Origin of the sequence: Rhizobium sp. NZLR1, from assembly GCF_017357385.1 — a bacterium.
Classification (GTDB): Bacteria; Pseudomonadota; Alphaproteobacteria; order Rhizobiales; family Rhizobiaceae; genus Rhizobium.
Genome location: NZ_CP071632.1, coordinates 375,467 through 395,774, shown reverse-complemented (window position 1 = coordinate 395,774; position 20,308 = coordinate 375,467). Strand labels below are relative to the sequence as shown.

The window sequence follows — 20,308 nt, the reverse complement described above, 5'->3', positions numbered from 1 at the left end:
TTTGAAGAATTCTAAAGACGGCGAAGCCATGGGCCAGCCGCATGGAGACCCAGATGTTCATTCAGACCGAAGCCACGCCGAACCCCGCCACGCAGAAGTTCCTGCCGGGCAAGGTGGTGATGGAAAACGGCACGGCCGAGTTCCGCAGCGCCGAGGAGGCTGAGGCTTCGCCGCTCGCCGCCCGCCTGTTCGAAATCCCCGGCGTCACCGGCGTCTATTTCGGCTATGATTTTATTTCCGTCTCCAAGGATGATGCCGAATGGCAGCATCTTAAGCCGGCTATATTAGGCTCGATCATGGAGCATTTCATGTCCGGCAAGCCGGTCATGGGCGATGCCTCCATGCTTTCGGAAGACGTCGATGCCGGCGACGAATTCTTCGACGAGGGCGATGAATCGATCGTGCTGACCATCAAGGAGCTTCTGGAGACCCGCGTGCGCCCCGCCGTTGCCCAAGACGGCGGCGACATCACCTTCCGCGGCTTCAAGGACGGCAAGGTCTATCTGAACATGAAGGGTTCCTGCGCCGGCTGCCCGTCTTCAACGGCAACGCTGAAGCACGGCGTCCAGAACCTGCTGCGCCATTTCGTCCCGGAAGTGCAGGAAGTGATTGCCGCTTAAAAGCTTGGATCCGTCCGGCCGTTCATCTCTCGTTCGGCCAGACGGATTTATGTTCAAGCGACAATAGATTTTTCGGAAATTGATGGCATGATTGTTCTGGCGCTCGACACGGCAGGTGTAGACTGCGCTGCCGCCGTTTACGACAGCGGCAGGAATACGATGCTGGGGGAGGCATCGGACATGATCGGCAAGGGGCATGCTGAACATCTGATCGATATCGTTGATCGCGCACTCGATCAGGCGGGGCTGGCACTTTCTCATATCGACCGGATTGCCGTCACCATCGGCCCCGGCTCGTTTACCGGTATCCGTGTCGGCGTTGCCGCAGCCCGGGGTTTTGCGCTTTCCCTCAATGTGCCGGCCGTCGGCGTCACGACGCTCGAGGTCATGGCATCAGCCCAGCGCGAGAAGACGCCTCATCGCCCCGTGCTGGCAGCGATGGACGCCAAACGGGGCGAAATCTACCTCCAGGCCTTTTCATCAGACGGTTCGTCTCTCGACGCGCCACGGGCGTTAAGCGTTGCAGAGGCGCAGGCTTTTGCTAGAGACTTCGACGGCGAGATCACCGGTTCGGCGACGCCGCTGCTGAAGGCCGGCGCCGGCGGCGATCACAGCAACAGTTTCCCGATCTCTGTCGTGGCGCGCCTCGGTGCTGCCGCCTCCCTGGATGCCGGAAAGCCGAAGCCCCTTTATCTGCGCGGACCCGACGCCAAGCCGCAGGCCGGGTATGCAATCGCCCGACGAGTGTGACCATGCTGGAATCCTACCTGACGCTGAAGCCGGAATTCGAAATCATCGCCATGGAGCGCGAGGATTGCCGCGATGTCGCCGTCCTGCATGGGGAGCGCTTTGCCCGACCCTGGGGCGATGGTGAATTTCACGGCCTGCTTATGCAGGACACCGTGTTCGGCTTCGTCGCGCGCCAGACCAATGCCTTTCTGAAAAAGCCGCTTCCCGGCTTCATCCTTGCCCGCCATGTCGCCGGCGAGGCGGAGATCCTGACGATCGCCGTGCAGGCGAAAGTCGCCCGTTCCGGGCTCGGCTGGCGGCTGATGCAGGCGGCGATCCGGGAAGCGCGCGCACGCGGCGGCGAGAGCATGTTCCTCGAGGTCGACAACGGCAATACCGCGGCCCTTGGCCTCTATCGCAAGCTCGGCTTCGAAAAGGTCGGCGAACGCAAGGGTTACTACAAGCAGGACAATGGCGCCCTCTCCACGGCGCTTGTCATGAAGCGCGTTCTTCGGTAGTTGCCTTGCAGCGAGATGACATGCAGGCCGGCGCAAGCACCGCGCGGCGTTGTCGAAACACGGATATTTTACAGGCGGGCCATGTCTGATGTAGCCAAGACCCTTGAGGAGCTTTGCACCGAACGCGGCATGCGCATGACCGAGCAGCGCCGCGTGATCGCGCGCATCCTCGAAGATTCCGAGGATCATCCCGACGTGGAAGAACTCTACCGCCGCTCGGTGAAGGTCGATGCGAAGATTTCGATTTCGACCGTCTATCGCACCGTGAAGCTGTTCGAGGATGCCGGCATTATCGCCCGCCACGATTTCCGCGACGGGCGCTCGCGCTACGAAACGGTGCCGGAAGAGCATCACGACCACCTGATCGACCTGAAGACCGGCACGGTCATCGAATTCCGCTCGCCGGAGATCGAGGCGCTGCAGGAACGCATTGCCCGCGAGCATGGCTTCCGGCTGGTCGACCACCGGCTCGAGCTCTACGGCGTTCCGTTGAAGAAGGAAGATCTCTGAAGCAATGGCCCCCCGGGAGACCAGCATTTGATCGCCTGGCTGCGCATCGGGCTTGCTGCGGTCGTCATCCTCGCCGTCAGCATCGTGCTCATGCCGCTGCAGCTGCTTGCCCTGCGTTTTGACTGGCGGCTGCGCCGCAGGCTTCCGCGCGCCTGGCACCGTATCGTCTGCTATTGTCTCGGCGTCCGCATCCGTGTCACCGGCAGGCTGGAGGAGCGTCGGCCGCTGATGCTCTGTTCCAACCACTCGTCCTGGCTCGACATCATGGTGATGTCGGCGGTTGCCGACGTCGCCTTCATTGCCAAGATCGAGGTGGCCGACTGGCCGATCTTCGGCACGCTCGCCAAGCTGCAGAAGAGCGTCTTCGTCGTGCGCGAGGAGAAGCGCAGGACCGGCCACCAGGCCAACGAGATCGCCGGGCGAATGGCCGACGGCGAGATCGTCGTGCTCTTCCCGGAAGGGACGACTTCCGACGGCAACCGGCTGCTGGAGGTCAAATCCTCGCTGTTCGGCGCTGCTGCGATGGCGGTGCCCGCTTCACCGACGGGAACCGTCGTGGTGCAGCCGGTGGCAATTGCCTACACCAGGGTGCACGGCATCGCCATGGGCCGCTATCATCGGCCGCTGGCCGCCTGGCCGGGGGATATCGAGCTGTTGCCGCATCTGATCGATATCGTGCGATGCGGCGCGATCGACGCCGAGGTTTGCTTCGGCGAGGCGGTGGATTACCGCGCCGACACCAATCGCAAGGAGGTGAGCGGCACGATCGCCTTGCGTATCCGCAACCTGTTGAACAGCTGCCTGCGCGGGCGGGAAATCTCCTGACTCAAGATTTCGATTTTCTCGGACGGCAAAAACCACTAAATAGCGCGCCATGACACAGGACAGCGCCCTTCTCCAGGCCCCGAAGCCGATCGTCGCCGACGGCAGCAACAGCCGCAAGGTCTTCATCAAGACCTATGGCTGCCAGATGAACGTCTACGATTCTATGCGCATGAGCGATGCGCTCGCCCGCGATGGCTATGAGCCGACCGAGGACATGGAAGAGGCGGACCTGGTTCTGCTCAACACCTGCCATATCCGCGAAAAGGCGGCCGAGAAGGTCTATTCGGCGCTCGGGCGGCTGCGCGACATGAAAAAGAGGAAGGCAGCGGACGGAAGGGAGATGATGATCGGCGTTGCCGGCTGCGTCGCCCAGGCCGAAGGCGAGGAGATCCTGCGCCGGGCGCCTGCCGTCGACGTCGTCATCGGCCCGCAGACCTACCACCGCCTGCCGGAGGCGCTGCGCCGGGCCAAAGAGGGCCAGCGCGTCGTCGATACGGAATATGCGATCGAGGACAAGTTCGAGCATCTGCCGATCCCCGAGAGCCGCAAGATCCGCGCCCGCGGCGTCACCGCCTTCCTGACGGTGCAGGAGGGCTGCGACAAGTTCTGCACCTTCTGCGTCGTGCCCTATACGCGGGGCTCGGAAGTGTCGCGGCCGGTTTCTCAGATCGTCGAGGAAGCCGAAAAGCTCGTCGAAGGCGGGGTGCGCGAAATCACCCTGCTCGGGCAGAACGTCAATGCCTGGCACGGCGCCGGGCTGCAGGGCGAGGCATGGAGCCTCGGCGACTTGCTCTACCGCCTTGCCGAGATCCCCGGCCTTGCGCGGCTGCGTTATACCACAAGCCATCCGCGCGACATGGACGACCGGCTGATCAACGCCCATCGCGACCTCGGGGCGCTGATGCCCTATCTGCACCTGCCGGTGCAATCAGGCTCCGACCGTATCCTCAAAGCGATGAACCGGCGCCATACGGCAGCCGAATACCTGACGTTGATTGGGCGCATCCGCGCGGTGCGGCCCGATATTGCGCTGTCGGGCGATTTCATTACCGGCTTTCCGGGGGAGACAGACGCCGATTTTGAGGATACACTCCGGCTTGTGGAGGAGGTCCGTTATGCACAGGCCTTCTCGTTCAAATACTCGACACGGCCGGGCACGCCCGGCGCGGAGCTGAAGGACCAGGTGCCGGAAGAGATCAAGGCAGAACGGCTGGAACGCCTGCAAGCGCTTCTCCTGAAGCAGCAGCAGGAATTTGCCGAATCCTGCATCGGCAAAGAGATTGATCTGTTGCTCGAAAAGCCCGGTCGCATGCCGGAACAGCTAATCGGCCGTTCTCCCTGGCTTCAATCAGTGAATGTTGATGCAAAAGCATCGCAAATCGGTGACATTATTAAAGTGCGAATCACCGGAACCGGAACCAACAGCCTGTTTGCCGAACGCGCAGAGGCTGCGGTTTAACCCAAGGAGCCTGACCGCTTGAACGGACAAGAATTGGTTTCTTCTTCACCGCGCCACCCCCCCGCACGCCAAGCGACTCCAATCACTTTGTCCTGACGTTCGAGAACAATCGCTTCGCCAGCGAACTCTTCGGTCAATTCGACCAGAACCTCAAGCTACTCGAGGAACGACTCAACATCGATGCTCGGGCGCGCGGCAATTCGGTCGTTATCACCGGCGATGTCGTGACCACCAACCAGGCGCGGCGCACGCTCGACTATCTCTACGAAAAACTTCAGAAAGGCGGCAGCGTGGAACGATCCGACGTCGAGGGCGCAATCCGCATGGCGGTCGCCGCCGACGATCAGCTCAGCCTTCCCACAATGGAGCGCAAGGCCAAGTTGACGATGGCACAGGTTTCCACCCGCAAGAAGACGATCATCGCCCGCACGCCGACGCAGGACGCCTATATCAGGGCGCTGGAACGCGCCGAAATGGTCTTCGGCGTCGGCCCGGCCGGCACCGGCAAGACCTATCTCGCCGTCGCCCATGCCGCCCAGTTGCTGGAGCGCGGCGCCGTCGAAAAAATTATCCTGTCGCGCCCTGCCGTCGAAGCGGGCGAGCGCCTCGGCTTCCTGCCCGGCGACATGAAGGAAAAGGTCGACCCCTATCTTCGCCCGCTCTATGACGCACTCTACGACATGATCCCCGCCGACAAGGTCGATCGGGCGATCACCGCCGGCGTCATCGAAATCGCGCCGCTCGCCTTCATGCGCGGCCGCACCCTTGCCAACGCCGCCATCATCCTCGACGAGGCGCAGAACACGACATCGATGCAGATGAAGATGTTCCTGACGCGTCTCGGCGAAAATGCCCGGATGATCATCACCGGCGACCCGAGCCAGATCGACCTGCCGCGCGGCGTCAAATCCGGTCTCGTCGAGGCGCTGCAGCTACTGAACGGCGTCGAGGGCATCTCGATCGTGCGCTTCAAGGATACCGACGTCGTCCGCCATCCGCTGGTCGGGCGCATCGTCAGGGCCTATGATTCGACCTATGCCGTCGAAACCGAAGCAGTCAGCCGGCAGGACTGATGGCCGAACTCGACATCCAGATCAGCGTCGAGGACATCGGCTGGCCGGGCGAGGAGACGCTGCTGTCGTTTTGCGAACGCGTGCTCGGCGCAGCCGTGGTCTATCTCCGCGACAGCGAGAAGCAACCGTTCCCGACGATGCCGCCCGAGGTTTCGCTTGTTTTCACCGACGACGCCTCGATCCAGGACATCAACGCCGAATGGCGCGGCAAGGACAAGGCGACCAATGTGCTGTCCTTTCCGGCCTTTCCGGTTCAGCCCGGCAAGATGCCCGGTCCGATGCTCGGCGACATCATCGTCGCTCGGGAGACGGTGGAGCGGGAAGCCGGCGAGCTCGAAAAGAGTTTCGACGACCACCTGACCCACCTTCTGGTGCACGGTTTCTTGCATCTTCTCGGCTACGACCATATGAATAGTGCCGAAGCCGAAATTATGGAGGGGCTGGAGACTCGCATTTTGGCGCAGCTCGGCCTATCTGATCCCTACGAGGGTCAAGACCTTAAAATGGAACCATGAGCGACTTTACGACGAAGCCGGCGGCAGACGCCAAGGACTCCGAGCCATCCTCCTCTTCGGACGAGGCAGGCAGTAGTCGGCCATCCGGCCGATCCCAATCCTTCTGGTCGCGCGCCGCGCGCATCCTCCGTCCGCAGCAGGGCTCGCTGCGTGAGGATCTTGCCGACGCGCTGATGACCGATGCGCACGGCGACGATGCCTTTTCGCCCGACGAACGGGCAATGCTGCACAACATCCTGCGCTTTCGTGAGGTGCGCGTCGCCGACGTGATGGTGCCGCGCGCCGATATCGAGGCGGTCGATCAGAACATCACCATCGGCGAACTGATGATCCTGTTTGAGGAATCCGGCCGCTCGCGCATGCCCGTCTATGCCGATACGCTCGACGATCCGCGCGGCATGGTGCATATCCGCGACCTGCTCTCTTATGTCGCCAAGCAGGCGCGCAACAAGCGCCGCGGCCCGACGAAACCGGCCGCTAGCCTGCCGGCGCTGCCGGCGATCGAGGTTGCGCCCGAAAACATCCAGAAGACCACGCGTCTGGCCAAGCCCAATTTGGACCTCGCCCGCGTCGACTTGCAGAAGACGCTGACGGAAGCCGGCATCATCCGCAAGATCCTGTTCGTGCCGCCGTCGATGCTGGCATCCGACCTGTTGCGCCGCATGCAGGTGAACCGCACGCAGATGGCGCTCGTCATCGACGAATATGGCGGCACCGACGGGCTCGCCTCGCATGAGGACATCGTCGAAATGGTGGTCGGCGACATCGACGACGAACATGACGACGAAGAGGTGATGTTCAAGCGGGTCGCCGAAGACGTCTTCATCGCCGACGCCCGCGTCGAACTGGAAGAGATCGCCGCAGCGATCGGGCCGGATTTCGACATCAGCGAGCAGGTCGACGAGGTCGATACGCTGGGCGGCCTGATCTTCTCCGCGCTCGGCCGCATCCCGGTGCGCGGCGAGGTCGTCCAGGCGCTGCCCGGCTTCGAATTCCACATCCTCGACGCCGATCCGCGCCGCATCAAGCGGCTGCGCATCACCCGCAAGCGCCACGCGATCCGCCGCCGCGCCAAAGTCGATGGCGACATCGCGCCCGGCTCCGACGTCGGCGACGACCGGTCGGCGGAATCGACCGCCAACTAAAGCGCGTAGCATTCAGTTTGATTGCTGTGACGCGCTTCAGCTGTTTTTTATGCATGTCGCTATCCCGGAACCGCTGCACACTTCCGGGCGATCTGTTCTCAATTAAAGAGTTAGAGCATGATGTCGTCCGAAAACCGCTCACACTTTTCGGCATCATGCTCTAGCAGGACAAAGAGCCGCTTTTTTGAAAGACTGCGAATGGGTTGATTCGCGGTTTGATGGGAGTGCGCATGGAGCGGCTTGCGGACAGGGTTATCCTCGTCTGGGGGTTCAAACGGTCGCTGCTGGCCATCGCCGCCGGAGCATTCGCCGTGCTGGCGCTGCCGCCTTTCGGCTTTTTTGCGGCAATGTTCCTCTCCTTCACCCTGCTCGTCTGGCTGATCGACGGGGCGGCGGCGGCGCCTGAAAGCGGCCTGGTCGGCAGACTGTGGCCGGCCTTTGCCACCGGCTGGCTGTTCGGCTTCGGTTATTTCGTCGCTGGTCTCTGGTGGCTCGGCCATGCGCTGCTGGTCGATCAGGAGGAGTTCGCCTGGGCGTTGCCCTTGGCAATTCTCGGGTTGCCGGCCTGTCTTGCGATTTTCTACGGGCTGGCAGCCGCCATTGCCCGCATCTTCTGGTCTGATGGGATGGGACGGATCGCCGCACTTGCGGCCGGCTTCGGGCTGATGGAATGGCTTCGAAGCGTCATCCTGACCGGCTTTCCCTGGAACGCCATCGGCTACGGCATGATGCCCGTTCCGCTGATGATGCAGTCGGCGCATGTGATCGGGGTGATGGGGGTGACGGCACTTGCCGTCTTCATTTTTTCCGCGCCTGCCCTTGCCGGCACGCGGCAAGGCGCGCGCGGCGGCATCGCGCTCGCCGCCCTGCTGTTTGCCGCCCATCTCGGTTATGGCGCTTATGCCCTCTATCTCGCACCGCGGCCCGACGCCTTGCCCGAGGACAAGCGGCCGGTGGTGCGGTTGGTGCAACCTGCCATCGATCAGGCGGAGAAGATGGACAACGACGCCGACCGCAATGCGATCTTCGAGACCCATCTGAAGCTGTCGGCCGAAGCGCCGAAGAATGGCGGACGGAAGCCCGATATCATCGTCTGGCCGGAAACCTCGATCCCTTTCATCCTCACCGACAACCAGGATGCGCTGATGCGGATCGCCGATACGCTCGACGACAACCAGATCCTGATCGCCGGCGCCGTCCGCGCCGAGGAAATGGGACCGGGCACGCCGACACGCTACTATAATTCCATCTATGTCATCGACGGCCGCGGTCAGATCATCGCTGCCTCCGACAAGGTGCATCTGGTGCCTTTCGGCGAATACCTGCCCTTCGAGGACCTGCTCACCGAATTTGGCATCCAGAACGTCGTCGAGATGCCGGGCGGGTTTTCGGCGGCTGCCAGCCGCCACCTGCTGGCGCTGCCCGGCGGGCTCAATCTCTATCCGCTGATCTGCTACGAGATCATTTTCCCCGATGAAATGACCGGCGACATCAAAGACGCCAATGCGATCCTCAACATCACCAATGATGCCTGGTTCGGTGCGACACCCGGCCCCTATCAGCACTTCCAGCAGGCGCGAGTGCGGGCGGTCGAAACCGGGCTGCCGCTGATTCGCGACGCCAATAGCGGCATTTCAGCAATTGTGAATGCACATGGGGAAATAATTGCGGGCCTCGGTCTCGAGGAAATCGGCTTTATTGATGCAACTCTTGATAGGTTCGGCGGAGAGGCTGGAACGACATTCCCCCTGCAAACACACTTCTGGTTGACCGAGGCGCTGCTCATTTTGATTGCGCTGGTTTCTCGTAGAGGTTTTATTTCCGGGCTGAATTGACCAAAAACCCCTAAAATTGCATAGTGATGACAATCGGCGTTCTGAATGGATGTGCAAAGGTGGTTCTCACCGCTTGCAACGTGGCGTTTGGGATGGATCAGGGGCATGCCGGTTAGAAACAGGTTGAAATTCTTAGCTAGGGCACGACCATGATTGAAAACAAAAAGAAGCCTAATCCGATCGACATCCACGTTGGCAGCCGTATTCGCCTTCGCCGAACAATGCTGGGCATGAGCCAGGAAAAACTCGGGGAAAGCCTCGGCATTACCTTTCAGCAGATCCAGAAATACGAAAAGGGCACCAACCGCGTCGGCGCAAGCCGTCTGCAGAATATCTCGAACATCCTCAATGTCCCGGTTTCCTTTTTCTTCGAGGACGCGCCCGGCGAAAATTCCGGCGCCGGCGGGATGGAAACTTCCAGCTCGAATTACGTCGTCGATTTCCTCTCTTCCTCGGAAGGCCTGCAGCTCAACCGCGCCTTCGTCAAGATTTCCGATCCCAAGGTTCGCCGCAAGGTCGTGGAGCTGGTGAAGGCATTGGCCGCTGAGGCCGACTCCGACTGAGCCAGCTCCATCGCAGAATTCGAAAGGCGGCCGAAAGGCCGCTTTTTTGCGTTTTTGGGGCAAAATTTGTCACTTTGCCGCAGATATAAAGATATATTTATGTCCTTCTGCGCTTGTCATCGGGTCTCGAACTGAGTACCTACTAGCGAGCTTTTGTTCTTTGAGGGGAATCCCGGAATGCGCGCGAATTATCTCTTTACCAGCGAATCTGTTGCCGAAGGTCATCCGGACAAGGTTTGTGACCGCATCTCCGACGAGATCGTCGATCTGGTCTACCGCGAAGCGGCCAAGACCGGCGTCAATCCGTGGGGCGTTCGCATTGCCTGCGAAACGCTGGCGACGACCAACCGCGTCGTCATCGCCGGTGAAGTCCGCCTGCCGCCGAGCCTGATGAAGAAGGACAAGCATGGCAAGGACGTCATCAATCCTTCGAAGTTCAAGGCCGCCGCCCGCCGCGCCATCAAGGATATCGGCTACGAGCAGGACGGCTTCCACTGGAAGAAGGCAAAGATCGACGTGCTGCTGCACTCGCAGTCGGCCGACATCGCGCAGGGCGTCGACAGCGCCGCCGACCAGCAGGGCGACGAGGGCGCCGGCGACCAGGGCATCATGTTCGGTTACGCCTGCCGCGAAACGCCGGACCTGATGCCGGCGCCGATCTATTATTCCCACAAGATCCTGCAGCTGCTGGCAACTGCCCGCAAGAAGGGCGACGGCGAAGTCGCCAAGCTCGGTCCCGACGCCAAGAGCCAGGTGACCGTGCGCTACGTCGACGGCAAGCCGTCGGAAGCAACCTCGATCGTGCTTTCGACCCAGCATCTCGACGAAAGCTGGGATTCGAACAAGGTCCGCGCCGTCGTCGAGCCCTATATCCGCGAAGCGCTCGGCGAACTGAAGATCGCTGACGATTGCAATTGGTACATCAACCCGACCGGCAAGTTCGTCATCGGCGGGCCGGACGGCGATGCGGGCCTCACCGGCCGCAAGATCATCGTCGACACCTACGGCGGTGCGGCTCCGCATGGCGGCGGTGCGTTCTCCGGCAAGGACACGACGAAGGTCGACCGTTCGGCTGCCTATGCCGCCCGCTACCTCGCCAAGAACGTCGTCGCCGCCGGCCTTGCCGACCGCTGCACGATCCAGATCTCCTACGCGATCGGCGTCGCCCAGCCGCTGTCGATCTATGTCGACCTGCACGGCACCGGCAAGTTCAGCGAAGATCAGGTCGAAGCGGCGATCCGCAAGAACATGGACCTGTCTCCCTCCGGCATCCGCCGCCATCTCGACCTCAACAAGCCGATCTATGCGAAGACCTCTGCCTACGGCCATTTCGGCCGCAAGGCCGGCCGCGACGGCTCGTTCTCCTGGGAGCGCACCGACCTCGTGAAGGCGCTCAAGGAAAGCGTGAAGGCCTGAGATAAAGCATGACGGATATGGAACGCCGCGGCCGGGCGACGGAAGCCTTCTTCGGTCGCCGCAAGGGCAAGGCCCTGCGCGAACAGCAGGCCGAGACGCTGAACAGTCTGCTGCCGGCATTCCTTATCGATCTTTCAGCGGCTCCACTGGGGCCGCTGACTTCCCTCTTCCCGGCTCCGGTCGAGAGATTGCGGCTGGAAATCGGTTTCGGCGGCGGCGAACACCTGATCCACCGCGCCCTCGAGACACCTTCGACCGGCTTCATCGGCGTCGAGCCCTTCGTCAATTCCATGCAGAAGCTGTTGTCGCGCATCGGCGAAACCGGTGCGCGCAATATTCGCGTCTATAATGACGACGCGACGCAGCTGCTCGACTGGCTGCCGGCCGCTTCGCTCGATCAGATCGATCTGCTCTATCCCGACCCCTGGCCGAAGCGGAAGCACTGGAAACGCCGCTTCGTCTCGAAGACCAATCTCGACCGCTTTCATCGCGTGCTGAAGCCCGGCGGCCTGTTCTGCTTTGCCTCCGACATCGACACCTATGTGAACTGGACGCTGATCAAATGCCGCGACCATGGCGGCTTCGACTGGATGGCCGACAATGCTGCGGATTGGCTGACACCCTACGAGGGCTGGCCGAGCACGCGCTACGAGGCCAAGGCACGGCGCGAGGGCCGCTCTTCGGCCTATCTGACATTCGGGAAGATCTGAGGGCCAACAAGATCTAACGACAGGTCGCAGCAGAGATCTGCCGGCCTTTCCACCTCATCGAATACGGAAAAAACGTCTAACGAGGCACCGCGCCCATGTCGCGGCATCCGCCGCGAGCGCATCCAAATCGAATAGCATGAGCATGCACCGCAAGAGCGGTGAAACGCGACAGACTGCATTCGACGGTCAGTGCAGGCTGACCGTCTTCAGTTCGTCCTCGGCAGCCTTGAAGAAGGTGCTGGAGCGATTGTCCGTCAGAAGGATGGGCGTGCCGTCGGCGCCGAAGAGCGCCCAGAGGTCGACGTTCGGATCGATATCCGGCGCCTCGGGAAAGCACTTGGCAACCTCATCGGTACGCATTTTTCTGATATAGGCGACCTCGCCGCTGCCGATGTGGGCAAGCTCGGATTTGGTCAAGTGAGACGTGGCTTCTTTCATCAACATTCCTGTTCCTCCGGAAGAAGGGACCAACGGTTCGACAAACCGTTGTGCTACTCTGAGACCGAAATGTTAATTTTCTTGACCATGCGCGCGGGTTCCGGACGAATTAGATCGACGGAGAGCAGACCGTTCTTCAGGCCGGCTCCAAGCACCTGCATGCCGTCGGCAAGAACGAAGGTGCGCTGGAACTGGCGGGCGGCGATGCCGCGATAGAGATAATCCCGTTCACCCTGCTCCACCTGGCGGCCGCGGATCAGAAGCTGGTTCTCCTCGATGGAGACATCGAGTTCCTCCTCGCCGAAACCGGCCACCGCCAGCGTAATGCGCAGACGTTCCGGCGCGCCGCTATCGGCGCCGATGCGTTCGATATTATAGGGCGGATATCCGTCGCTCGCCTTGGAAATGCGCTCCAGCGTCTTTTCCATGGCATCGAAGCCCAGAAGCAGCGGGCTGGCGAAAGGGGTAATGCGGCTCATTTCTTTTCAAGTCCTTGATGCAAGCGACCATCCCGGACCTTAAGGGCAGCATCCGGATGCTACTAATATGGGGACAGCACTCCGGCGCTGCAAGACGCAGGCGACGTCCCTGCCCCATCCCTCAATTTTAAGGTGGTGGCGGTCGGCTGCTTGACAAAGCGCCTGCTGCCTCGCATCAAAACGTGCCGGCGCGGAATGTGCCGATTTGTGACGAGAAATGAAGAAAACGGTGCATCGGATGGCAAACGCAAGAAAGATCATCATCGACACGGATCCCGGCCAGGACGACGCGGCCGCCATCATGCTGGCCTTCGGCAGCCCCGAGGAGCTGCAGGTACTGGGGATCACCACGGTCGCCGGCAACGTGCCGCTTTCGCTCACCAGCCGCAATGCACGCATCGTCTGCGAGATCTGCGGCCGGACGGAGACGAAGGTTTTCGCCGGCGCCGACGCGCCGATTGCCCGCAAGCTGGTGACCGCCGAACATGTGCACGGCAAGACCGGCCTCGACGGTCCTGATCTCGCCGAGCCGACGATGGCGCTGCAGCTCGGCCATTCCGTCGACTTCATCATCGAGACGCTGCGCCTGGAGCCGGAAGGCACGGTGACGCTCTGCACGCTCGGGCCGCTCACCAATATCGGCATGGCCTTGCAGAAAGCACCCGATATCGCCCCGCGCATCCGCGAACTGGTGATGATGGGCGGCGGCTTCTTCGAGGGCGGCAACATCACCCCGGCGGCCGAATTCAACATCTATGTCGACCCCGAGGCAGCCGATATCGTCTTCCGCTCGGGCGTCCCGATCGTGATGATGCCGCTCGACGTGACGCACCAATTGCTGACCCGCAAGGACCGGGTCAAGCGCATGGCCGAGATCGGCACGGCGCCGGCAAAGGCCATGGTCGAGATGCTGGAATTCTTCGAGCGGTTCGACATCGAGAAATACGGCTCCGACGGCGGGCCGCTGCATGACCCGACAGTCGTCGCCTACCTCCTGAAGCCGGAGCTTTTCAACGGCCGGGACTGCAATGTCGAGATCGAGGTTCACTCCGAACTCACCGCCGGCATGACCGTCGTCGACTGGTGGCATGTCACCGAGCGCAAGCGCAATGCGAAAGTCATGCGCCACGTCGATGCGGACGGCTTCTTCGATCTTTTGATCGAACGCTTCGCCCGCATCTGATTTTTTGGATGTCCGTCTCTTGAAGAGAGGACAACGGCAACCTCAGGCGTCCTTCTCGTCGAAGACCGAATTGGTCTCGGCTTCGGCCGGCTTCGGGCCGCCCTTGGCAACGCCGACCATGGCTGGGCGCAGCACTCGCTCGCCGATGGAAAAGCCTGCCTGCACGACCTGGACGACGGTGTTGTTCGGCACGTCGGGGTTCGGCACCTCGAACATCGCCTGATGGAAATTCGGGTCGAACTTCTGGCCGACCGGCTCCAGCTTGCGAACGCCATGGCGTTCGAGAGCCGACAGCATGGCGCGCTCGGTCATCTCCACACCCTCGATCAGCGTCGTCAGGCCGGCATCGGCCGCGTCCTTGAGCTCTGGCGGGATGGCATCCAGCGCCCGGCGCAGATTGTCCGAGACGGCAAGCATGTCGCGGGCAAAACCGGCGACGGAATAGGACTTGGCATCCTTGACCTCGCGCTCGGTGCGCCGGCGCAGATTGTCCATCTCGGCAGCAAGGCGCAGATAGCGGTCGCGCAGTTCGCCGTTTTCGGCTTTCAAAAGCTCGAGCGGGTCCGGCTGGGTGGCCTCTTCCTGCGCAATATCGTTCTCGACGTAGGCGGCAGCGTCGGCTGCGGCATCGGCCGCAGTTGCGTCAGGTCCGTTTTTCGTCGTGTCATCGGTCATGACGGTCTCCGGTTGGTGTCTTCAGATGCGCCCGATATCGAGGTTTGACCGAAAAAAATCAAGTCTGCGTGACAAAGAAGCGAAAATTCTGCGCCTGTACAGCGCCACTCTCGTCAGATGCCCAACGGACGCTGTCGAACTTTGAAGGGCTGCGACGTCAAAGCGGCATCAAAGGGGATTGCGCGAAAGGCGGGAGACGAGCTGGGCGGTGTAGTCCACCATCGGCACGATGCGGGAATAATTGAGCCGCGTCGGACCGATGACGCCGACGGCGCCGACGATACGATCGTCATCGTCACGATAGGGCGCGACGATGAGCGAGGAGCCTGACAGCGAGAAGAGCTTGTTTTCCGAACCGATGAAGATACGCACGCCCGAACCGGTTTCGGCGAGATTGAGGATCTCGATCAGGCTGTCCTTCTTTTCGAGATCGTCGAACAGCAGGCGCAGCCGGTCGAGATCCTCGGCGCCGGCGAGGCCTTCGAGCAGGTTGGCGCGGCCGCGGATGATCAGCTGCGTCGGCTTTCCCTCGTCCGGGCTGCCGGCCCAGACAGCGATGCCGCGCTCGACGAGATCACGCGACAGGGCATCGAGCTCGTGACGGACGTTATCCTTCAGCTGGCTTAATTGTTTGCGGAGCTCCGGCAGGGTCTGGCCGGACATGTGGGCATTGAGAAAATTCGCCGCCTCCGCCAGCTGCGAGGAGGTGACCCCCGCCGGCAGCTCGATGATTCGGTTTTCCACCTGATCGTGATCGCCGACGAGCACGGCCAGCGCCTTTGTCGGTTCAAGCCGGATGAACTCGACATGTTTCAGCACCGGATCGCTTTTCGAGGTGATGACCAGGCCGGCGCCGCGCGAAATGCCGGACAGCATGCGGCTTGCCTCGTTCATCATCGATTCCACCGGATTGCCGCCGCTTTCGGCCCGCACCTGCCGATCGATATTGGCGCGGTCCTCGGCGGAGAGATCACCGACCTGCATGAAGGCATCGACGAAGAAGCGCAGGCCTATCTGGGTGGGCAGCCGGCCGGCGCTGGTATGCGGCGAATAGATGAGGCCGAGATCCTCGAGATCGCTCATGACGTTGCGCACCGAGGCCGGCGACAGCGACATCGGCAGCAGGCGGGACAGATTGCGCGAACCGAGCGGCTCGCCGCTCTCCAGATAACCCTCGACGATGCGGCGAAAAATTTCCCTGGAGCGCTCGTCGAGCGCAGCAACGGCATCCGAAACCGATGTCGACCTGATGCCCATGAACCTCTCGAACCCGCGCTGATGATATTTCCCGAAAGTAAGTCAAACTCGCAGCCGTGGCAAAAGGGAATTTGCAAATGAGCGCCGCCAATCGTAGAAGCGGTCAACAAACCCCAGGAGATAAGAATGCGGCCTTCAGGCAGAAAAATCGACCAGATGCGCAAGGTCTCGTTCGAGCGCAATTTTTCCAAGCATGCGGAAGGCTCCTGCCTGGTAAAATTCGGCGATACGCATGTGCTCTGCACGGCCAGCCTCGAAGAAAAGACGCCGCCATGGCTGCGCAATTCCGGCAAGGGCTGGGTCACGGCCGAATACGGAATGCTGCCGCGGGCGACCGGTGAACGCATGAAGCGCGAGGCCGCCGCCGGCAAGCAGGGCGGCCGCACCCAGGAAATCCAGCGGCTGATCGGCCGGTCGCTACGCGCCGTCGTCGACCTGCAGGCGCTCGGCGAACGGCAGATCACGCTTGATTGCGATGTCATCCAGGCCGATGGGGGCACCCGGACGGCTTCGATCACCGGCGGCTGGATCGCCCTTTACGACTGCCTGAAATGGATGGAAAGCCGCAACATGATCAAGGTCGACCGGGTCCTGAAGGATCATGTCGCCGCCATCTCCTGCGGTATCTTCGCCAGCCAGCCGGTGATCGATCTCGATTACCTCGAAGATTCCTCGGCCGAGACCGATGCCAACTTCGTGATGACCGGCACCGGCGGGATCGTCGAGATCCAGGGCACGGCCGAAGGCACACCGTTCAGCGAGGGCGAATTCACCTCGCTGATGCAGCTTGCCAGAAACGGCATCGGCGAACTGGTCGCGCTGCAGAAGCAAGCCGTCGAAGGATGAACCCCATGCTGGAAGGCATGTTGGAAACGGCGCTCTATGCACGCGATCTCGATCAGGCCGAGACGTTCTACGAAGACGTTCTCGGACTTGAAAAGATCGCCCGCGCCGCCAACCGGCATGTCTTCTTCCGCTGCGGCCCCGGCGTTCTGCTGATCTTCAATCCTGAGGAAACGGTGAAGCCGCCGGCGCGGGATGCCCTGCAGGTGCCGCCGCACGGCACGACCGGACAGGGCCATGCCTGCTTTCGGGTGTCCGGCCGCAACATCGATGCGATGGCCGAACGGCTGAGAACGGCCGGCGTGGCGATCGAATCCGAAGTGCACTGGCCGAATGGCGGCCGCTCGATCTATTTCCGCGATCCTGAGGGCAACAGCCTGGAATGCGCGGAGGCGAAAATCTGGGGCATCGAACAGGACATCTGAATGCGCAAGCTTGAAACGAAGACCATCGTCGTCGCCAGCCACAATGCCGGCAAGATCCGCGAGATCCAGGAACTGATCGGACCGCTCGGCTTCACCGCCAGATCGGCTGCCGAGCTGAATTTCGTCGAACCGGAGGAAACCGGCACAAGTTTCGAGGAGAATGCGACGATCAAGGCGGTCGCCTCGGCCAATGCCGCCGGCATGCCGGCGCTTTCGGACGATTCCGGGCTGGTGGTCGATGCGCTTGACGGCGACCCCGGTGTCTACACCGCCAATTGGGCGGAGACATCAGACGGCACGCGCGATTTCGACATGGCGATGGCCAAGGTGGAAAAGGCGCTGCAGGATGCCGGCGCGACCAAGCCGGAACAGCGTACCGCGCGTTTCGTCAGCGTGCTCTGCCTTGCCTGGCCGGACGGCCACACGGAGCTGTTTCGCGGCGAGGTGGAAGGCAGCGTCGCCTGGCCGCCGCGCGGCACCCAGGGCTTCGGCTACGATCCGGTCTTCCAGCCCGAGGGTTACGACATCACCTTCGGGGAAATGAGCAGCGAGGAAAAACACGGCTGGAGCGCCGGCAAGCCGCAGGCGCTGTCGCACCGGGCCCGCGCCTTCAAACTCTTTGTCGAAACCTGCCTGGAGGCATAGGATCACTCCGTGGACAATTTCGACACGCCAAGCCTTTCGCGCGACGCCGCGCTGCTGCCCGATACCGGCGAGCCCGGCTTCGGCGTCTATGTGCATTGGCCCTTCTGCGCGGCGAAGTGTCCCTACTGCGACTTCAACAGCCATGTGCGCCACCAGCCGGTCGATCAGGAGCGTTTTACGGCGGCCTTCCTGAAGGAGATGGCGACGGTGCGGGCGATGAGCGGGCCGAAGACGGTGACGAGCATCTTCCTCGGCGGCGGCACGCCCTCGCTGATGAAACCGGAAACGGTCTCCGCCATTCTCGACGGCATTGCGCGGCACTGGCATGTGCCAGATGGCATCGAGATCACCATGGAAGCCAATCCTTCGAGCGTCGAAGCCGAACGCTTCCGCGGCTACCGGGCGGCGGGTGTCAATCGCGTCTCGCTCGGCGTGCAGGCGCTGAACGACCGGGATCTAAAATTCCTCGGCCGGCTGCATGACGTCGCCGACGCGCTGAAGGCGATCCGGCTGGCGCGCGACATTTTTCCGCGCATGTCGTTCGATCTGATCTACGCGCGGCCGCAGCAGACGGTCGAGGAATGGGAAAAGGAGCTGAAGGAGGCGATCTCCTATGCGGTCGACCATCTTTCGCTCTATCAGCTGACCATCGAGGAAGGCACGCCCTTCTACGGCCTGCATAAGGCCGGCAAGCTAGTCGTGCCGGATGGCGAGCAATCGGCAGTGCTCTACGAGGCGACGCAGGAGATTACGGCGCGCGAAGGCATGCCCGCCTATGAGGTTTCCAATCACGCCCGGCCGGGTGCGGAAAGCCGGCATAACCTGACCTATTGGCGCTACGGCGATTATGCCGGCATCGGCCCGGGCGCCCACGGCCGGCTGGCGCGTGGCCCGGAGAAGCTCGCGACGGCGACCGAGCGCAAGCCGGAAGCCTGGCTCGACATGGTCGAACGTGACGGCCACGGCATTCTCGATGAGGAACGACTCGGCTACGAGGAACAGTCCGACGAGTTGCTACTGATGGGGCTGCGGCTCAGGGAGGGCGTCGATCTTGCCCGCTGGCAACAGCTTTCCGGCCGCGACCTCGACCCGAAACGCGAGGAATTCCTGCTTGAACACAAATTCATCGAGCGGATCGGCAATTCACGCCTGCGCTGCACGCCGTCCGGCATGCTGATCCTCGATTCCGTCGTCGCCGATCTCGCCTGCTGACGCCCACGCAATGCATTGGTCCAGCGCGGCCGACATCGCGGGCCGCGCCGGAATGCATTTCTCAGCCGTGGCCGGTGGCGCCCGCCTTGAACAGGCTGCCGGTCGGCGTCTTCAAAAACATCTCCAGCGGAATATGCTCCTGGTGCAGGAACCCGGTCGCCGGCAGCAGGCCGTCGCGGACCATTTCGATGACGGCAACAACGGAGGCCGACGTCGTCCAGGCGATCGCCGTGCGGCGTGCGCCGGCAATCTCGATCGGGTAATAGGCGCGGACGAACTCCTTGCGGCGCAGGCTGCCGTTCTCCGTGCCCTCGGCGGCGACGTGGACATAGACGACATCGTCTTCAACAGGCGGCTTGGCATTGGTCAGGATCTCGCCGGCGAGCTTGCGCTTGTCGCGCATCAGAAGCTCGTGGAAGAAGAAGTTCATCAGCTCCATATGGCCGGGATACCGCATGGTCTTGTAATCGAGATTGTCGATCTTGCCGAGCATCGTGTCGCACATCGTGCCGAGACCGCCAGACGTCGTGAAGGCTTCGAGCTTGACGCCTCCGACATAGACGGTCTCGTGCCATTCCATCGGCGAGACGAGCTTGCGCACCCCGCCCTCGATGACCTCGCAATCGTTCAGATATTCGTTGACGACGCCCTCAGGCGACCAGTTGAAGGCATAGCCGAGCAGTCCGGTCGGATGCTGCGGCAAGGCGCCGACGCGCATGCGGATCGAACGGCAGCGATCGAAGCCGTCGGCAAGGCTTGCGCCGACGATGCCGACGAAACCCGGCGCCAGGCCGCATTGCGGCGCCATCAGGCCGCGGGCGGTCTTTGATAGTTCGATGATGAAATTGGTGGTGGGAACGTCTTCGGTCAGGTCGAAATAATGAATGCCGGCCAGATGGGCGGCGCGCGCCAATTCGATGTTCAGATGGTAAGGCAGGCAGGAGAGCACCGCCTCGACATTCGACAGCAGCTCGCCGACCACCTGCGGGTCGGAAATATCGCCGGCGCGGCACTTGAAGGGAACGTCGCTCAACGGCAATTGCGCATCGACGCCGATGACCTCGAAGCCGCTTTCATGCAACAGCGTCGCCGCCAGCCGTCCGACCTTGCCCAGGCCGAGAACGGCGATCTTTTCGAAACTCATTCATTCCTCCCACGCGCCATTCGGCGCTTCTTCATCTTGTATCGTCCCTCCAATACCGCCGCCGTTTTGAGCGACAGGCACTGGGAGGC

The 20,308-nt window shown here is 62.0% G+C and carries 22 protein-coding genes and 1 pseudogene; 18 read left to right on the top strand and 5 right to left on the bottom strand.

Annotated features, from left to right (window positions below):
* The first annotated feature begins 53 nt into the window (after positions 1–53).
* The 13 genes and pseudogenes from J3O30_RS01985 (at position 54) to J3O30_RS01925 (ending at position 11,918) form a co-directional block, all read left to right on the top strand.
* Positions 54–620, top strand: coding sequence for a NifU family protein (locus tag J3O30_RS01985; RefSeq protein WP_207582647.1), 567 nt, complete (start codon positions 54–56; stop codon positions 618–620).
* A gap of 87 nt (positions 621–707) precedes the next feature.
* The gene (gene tsaB / locus J3O30_RS01980) at positions 708–1,370 is read left to right on the top strand and encodes a tRNA (adenosine(37)-N6)-threonylcarbamoyltransferase complex dimerization subunit type 1 TsaB (protein ID WP_207582646.1); all 663 of its coding nucleotides are present in this window, start codon (positions 708–710) and stop codon (positions 1,368–1,370) included.
* Between the two features lie 2 nt (positions 1,371–1,372).
* Positions 1,373–1,867, top strand: coding sequence for an N-acetyltransferase (locus J3O30_RS01975; RefSeq protein WP_207582645.1), 495 nt, complete (start codon positions 1,373–1,375; stop codon positions 1,865–1,867).
* An 81-nt stretch (positions 1,868–1,948) separates the two neighbouring features.
* A complete protein-coding gene (locus J3O30_RS01970) occupies positions 1,949–2,377 on the top strand; it encodes a Fur family transcriptional regulator (protein ID WP_007633774.1) in 429 nt (142 codons plus the stop codon).
* 27 nt (positions 2,378–2,404) lie between these two features.
* Complete coding sequence (locus J3O30_RS01965; protein ID WP_207582644.1) at positions 2,405–3,202, top strand: 1-acyl-sn-glycerol-3-phosphate acyltransferase; 798 nt, start codon at positions 2,405–2,407, stop codon at positions 3,200–3,202.
* A gap of 49 nt (positions 3,203–3,251) precedes the next feature.
* Positions 3,252–4,661: a tRNA (N6-isopentenyl adenosine(37)-C2)-methylthiotransferase MiaB gene (miaB, locus tag J3O30_RS01960; protein WP_207582643.1), complete on the top strand. Its 1,410-nt coding sequence runs from the start codon at positions 3,252–3,254 to the stop codon at positions 4,659–4,661.
* An 18-nt stretch (positions 4,662–4,679) separates the two neighbouring features.
* Positions 4,680–5,734, top strand: a pseudogene (locus tag J3O30_RS01955) (PhoH family protein).
* The gene (ybeY, locus tag J3O30_RS01950; protein ID WP_207582642.1) at positions 5,734–6,249 is read left to right on the top strand and encodes an rRNA maturation RNase YbeY; all 516 of its coding nucleotides are present in this window, start codon (positions 5,734–5,736) and stop codon (positions 6,247–6,249) included. Before J3O30_RS01955 ends, ybeY begins: the two are co-directional and overlap by 1 nt.
* Positions 6,246–7,394, top strand: a complete 1,149-nt coding sequence (locus tag J3O30_RS01945) for a hemolysin family protein (RefSeq protein ID WP_207582641.1) — start codon at positions 6,246–6,248, stop codon at positions 7,392–7,394. Before ybeY ends, J3O30_RS01945 begins: the two co-directional genes overlap by 4 nt.
* Before the next feature lie 230 nt (positions 7,395–7,624).
* Positions 7,625–9,229, top strand: a complete 1,605-nt coding sequence (lnt, locus tag J3O30_RS01940) for an apolipoprotein N-acyltransferase (protein ID WP_207582640.1) — start codon at positions 7,625–7,627, stop codon at positions 9,227–9,229.
* Between the two features lie 149 nt (positions 9,230–9,378).
* Positions 9,379–9,792 carry a helix-turn-helix domain-containing protein gene (locus J3O30_RS01935; RefSeq protein WP_207582639.1) on the top strand — a complete coding sequence of 138 codons (414 nt, stop codon included), beginning with the start codon at positions 9,379–9,381 and terminating at the stop codon, positions 9,790–9,792.
* Positions 9,793–9,969: 177 nt separating this feature from the next.
* On the top strand, positions 9,970–11,208 hold the full coding sequence (metK, locus tag J3O30_RS01930; protein ID WP_207582638.1) for a methionine adenosyltransferase: 1,239 nt from the start codon (positions 9,970–9,972) through the stop codon (positions 11,206–11,208).
* 8 nt (positions 11,209–11,216) lie between these two features.
* Positions 11,217–11,918 (top strand): tRNA (guanosine(46)-N(7))-methyltransferase TrmB, encoded by a 702-nt coding sequence (locus J3O30_RS01925; protein WP_207582637.1) that lies wholly within the window; start codon positions 11,217–11,219, stop codon positions 11,916–11,918.
* Between the two features lie 186 nt (positions 11,919–12,104).
* Here J3O30_RS01925 and J3O30_RS01920 read toward each other — a convergent pair whose 3' ends face one another.
* Together J3O30_RS01920 and J3O30_RS01915 are read right to left on the bottom strand one after the other, a co-directional pair.
* Positions 12,105–12,362, bottom strand: a complete 258-nt coding sequence (locus J3O30_RS01920) for a DUF1150 family protein (RefSeq protein WP_164006271.1) — start codon at positions 12,360–12,362, stop codon at positions 12,105–12,107.
* Positions 12,363–12,409: 47 nt separating this feature from the next.
* Positions 12,410–12,835: an Hsp20 family protein gene (locus tag J3O30_RS01915; protein ID WP_207582636.1), complete on the bottom strand. Its 426-nt coding sequence runs from the start codon at positions 12,833–12,835 to the stop codon at positions 12,410–12,412.
* Between the two features lie 238 nt (positions 12,836–13,073).
* On the opposite strand from J3O30_RS01915, the gene J3O30_RS01910 reads away from it, so the two are divergent.
* Entirely contained in the window at positions 13,074–14,018 is a 945-nt protein-coding gene (locus tag J3O30_RS01910; protein ID WP_207582635.1) for a nucleoside hydrolase, read from the top strand.
* A 42-nt stretch (positions 14,019–14,060) separates the two neighbouring features.
* On the opposite strand, the gene grpE is transcribed toward J3O30_RS01910, so the two are convergent.
* Together grpE and hrcA are read right to left on the bottom strand one after the other, a co-directional pair.
* A complete protein-coding gene (grpE, locus tag J3O30_RS01905; RefSeq protein ID WP_207582634.1) occupies positions 14,061–14,693 on the bottom strand; it encodes a nucleotide exchange factor GrpE in 633 nt (210 codons plus the stop codon).
* 168 nt (positions 14,694–14,861) lie between these two features.
* Entirely contained in the window at positions 14,862–15,950 is a 1,089-nt protein-coding gene (gene hrcA / locus J3O30_RS01900) for a heat-inducible transcriptional repressor HrcA (RefSeq protein ID WP_207582633.1), read from the bottom strand.
* Between the two features lie 126 nt (positions 15,951–16,076).
* Between hrcA and rph the strand changes: the two genes are divergently transcribed.
* The 4 genes from rph to hemW are packed head-to-tail and all read left to right on the top strand — an operon-like array spanning position 16,077 to position 19,075.
* Positions 16,077–16,796: a ribonuclease PH gene (rph, locus tag J3O30_RS01895; RefSeq protein ID WP_007633796.1), complete on the top strand. Its 720-nt coding sequence runs from the start codon at positions 16,077–16,079 to the stop codon at positions 16,794–16,796.
* Positions 16,793–17,218, top strand: a complete 426-nt coding sequence (locus J3O30_RS01890; RefSeq protein ID WP_207582632.1) for a VOC family protein — start codon at positions 16,793–16,795, stop codon at positions 17,216–17,218. Before rph ends, J3O30_RS01890 begins: the two co-directional genes overlap by 4 nt.
* A complete protein-coding gene (gene rdgB, locus J3O30_RS01885; RefSeq protein ID WP_207582631.1) occupies positions 17,219–17,863 on the top strand; it encodes an RdgB/HAM1 family non-canonical purine NTP pyrophosphatase in 645 nt (214 codons plus the stop codon).
* Between the two features lie 9 nt (positions 17,864–17,872).
* Complete coding sequence (gene hemW / locus J3O30_RS01880) at positions 17,873–19,075, top strand: radical SAM family heme chaperone HemW (protein WP_207582630.1); 1,203 nt, start codon at positions 17,873–17,875, stop codon at positions 19,073–19,075.
* Positions 19,076–19,136: 61 nt separating this feature from the next.
* On the opposite strand, the gene J3O30_RS01875 is transcribed toward hemW, so the two are convergent.
* Positions 19,137–20,219: a saccharopine dehydrogenase C-terminal domain-containing protein gene (locus tag J3O30_RS01875; protein ID WP_207582629.1), complete on the bottom strand. Its 1,083-nt coding sequence runs from the start codon at positions 20,217–20,219 to the stop codon at positions 19,137–19,139.
* Between the last annotated feature and the right edge of the window lie 89 nt (positions 20,220–20,308).

Excerpts from the sequence above, each read along its gene's own strand:
- rph (WP_007633796.1), top strand. The coding sequence starts at position 16,077 with ATGCGGCCTTCAGGCAGAAAAATCGACCAGATGCGCAAGGTCTCGTTC.
- J3O30_RS01970 (WP_007633774.1), top strand. The coding sequence starts at position 1,949 with ATGTCTGATGTAGCCAAGACCCTTGAGGAGCTTTGCACCGAACGCGGC.
- J3O30_RS01925 (WP_207582637.1), top strand. The coding sequence starts at position 11,217 with ATGACGGATATGGAACGCCGCGGCCGGGCGACGGAAGCCTTCTTCGGT.
- J3O30_RS01910 (WP_207582635.1), top strand. The coding sequence starts at position 13,074 with ATGGCAAACGCAAGAAAGATCATCATCGACACGGATCCCGGCCAGGAC.
- metK (WP_207582638.1), top strand. The coding sequence starts at position 9,970 with ATGCGCGCGAATTATCTCTTTACCAGCGAATCTGTTGCCGAAGGTCAT.
- J3O30_RS01920 (WP_164006271.1), bottom strand. The coding sequence starts at position 12,362 with ATGTTGATGAAAGAAGCCACGTCTCACTTGACCAAATCCGAGCTTGCC.
- J3O30_RS01875 (WP_207582629.1), bottom strand. The coding sequence starts at position 20,219 with ATGAGTTTCGAAAAGATCGCCGTTCTCGGCCTGGGCAAGGTCGGACGG.
- J3O30_RS01945 (WP_207582641.1), top strand. The coding sequence starts at position 6,246 with ATGAGCGACTTTACGACGAAGCCGGCGGCAGACGCCAAGGACTCCGAG.
- tsaB (WP_207582646.1), top strand. The coding sequence starts at position 708 with ATGATTGTTCTGGCGCTCGACACGGCAGGTGTAGACTGCGCTGCCGCC.
- rdgB (WP_207582631.1), top strand. The coding sequence starts at position 17,219 with ATGCGCAAGCTTGAAACGAAGACCATCGTCGTCGCCAGCCACAATGCC.
- hrcA (WP_207582633.1), bottom strand. The coding sequence starts at position 15,950 with ATGGGCATCAGGTCGACATCGGTTTCGGATGCCGTTGCTGCGCTCGAC.
- lnt (WP_207582640.1), top strand. The coding sequence starts at position 7,625 with ATGGAGCGGCTTGCGGACAGGGTTATCCTCGTCTGGGGGTTCAAACGG.
- J3O30_RS01985 (WP_207582647.1), top strand. The coding sequence starts at position 54 with ATGTTCATTCAGACCGAAGCCACGCCGAACCCCGCCACGCAGAAGTTC.
- ybeY (WP_207582642.1), top strand. The coding sequence starts at position 5,734 with ATGGCCGAACTCGACATCCAGATCAGCGTCGAGGACATCGGCTGGCCG.
- J3O30_RS01975 (WP_207582645.1), top strand. The coding sequence starts at position 1,373 with ATGCTGGAATCCTACCTGACGCTGAAGCCGGAATTCGAAATCATCGCC.
- J3O30_RS01915 (WP_207582636.1), bottom strand. The coding sequence starts at position 12,835 with ATGAGCCGCATTACCCCTTTCGCCAGCCCGCTGCTTCTGGGCTTCGAT.
- grpE (WP_207582634.1), bottom strand. The coding sequence starts at position 14,693 with ATGACCGATGACACGACGAAAAACGGACCTGACGCAACTGCGGCCGAT.
- miaB (WP_207582643.1), top strand. The coding sequence starts at position 3,252 with ATGACACAGGACAGCGCCCTTCTCCAGGCCCCGAAGCCGATCGTCGCC.
- J3O30_RS01890 (WP_207582632.1), top strand. The coding sequence starts at position 16,793 with ATGAACCCCATGCTGGAAGGCATGTTGGAAACGGCGCTCTATGCACGC.
- J3O30_RS01935 (WP_207582639.1), top strand. The coding sequence starts at position 9,379 with ATGATTGAAAACAAAAAGAAGCCTAATCCGATCGACATCCACGTTGGC.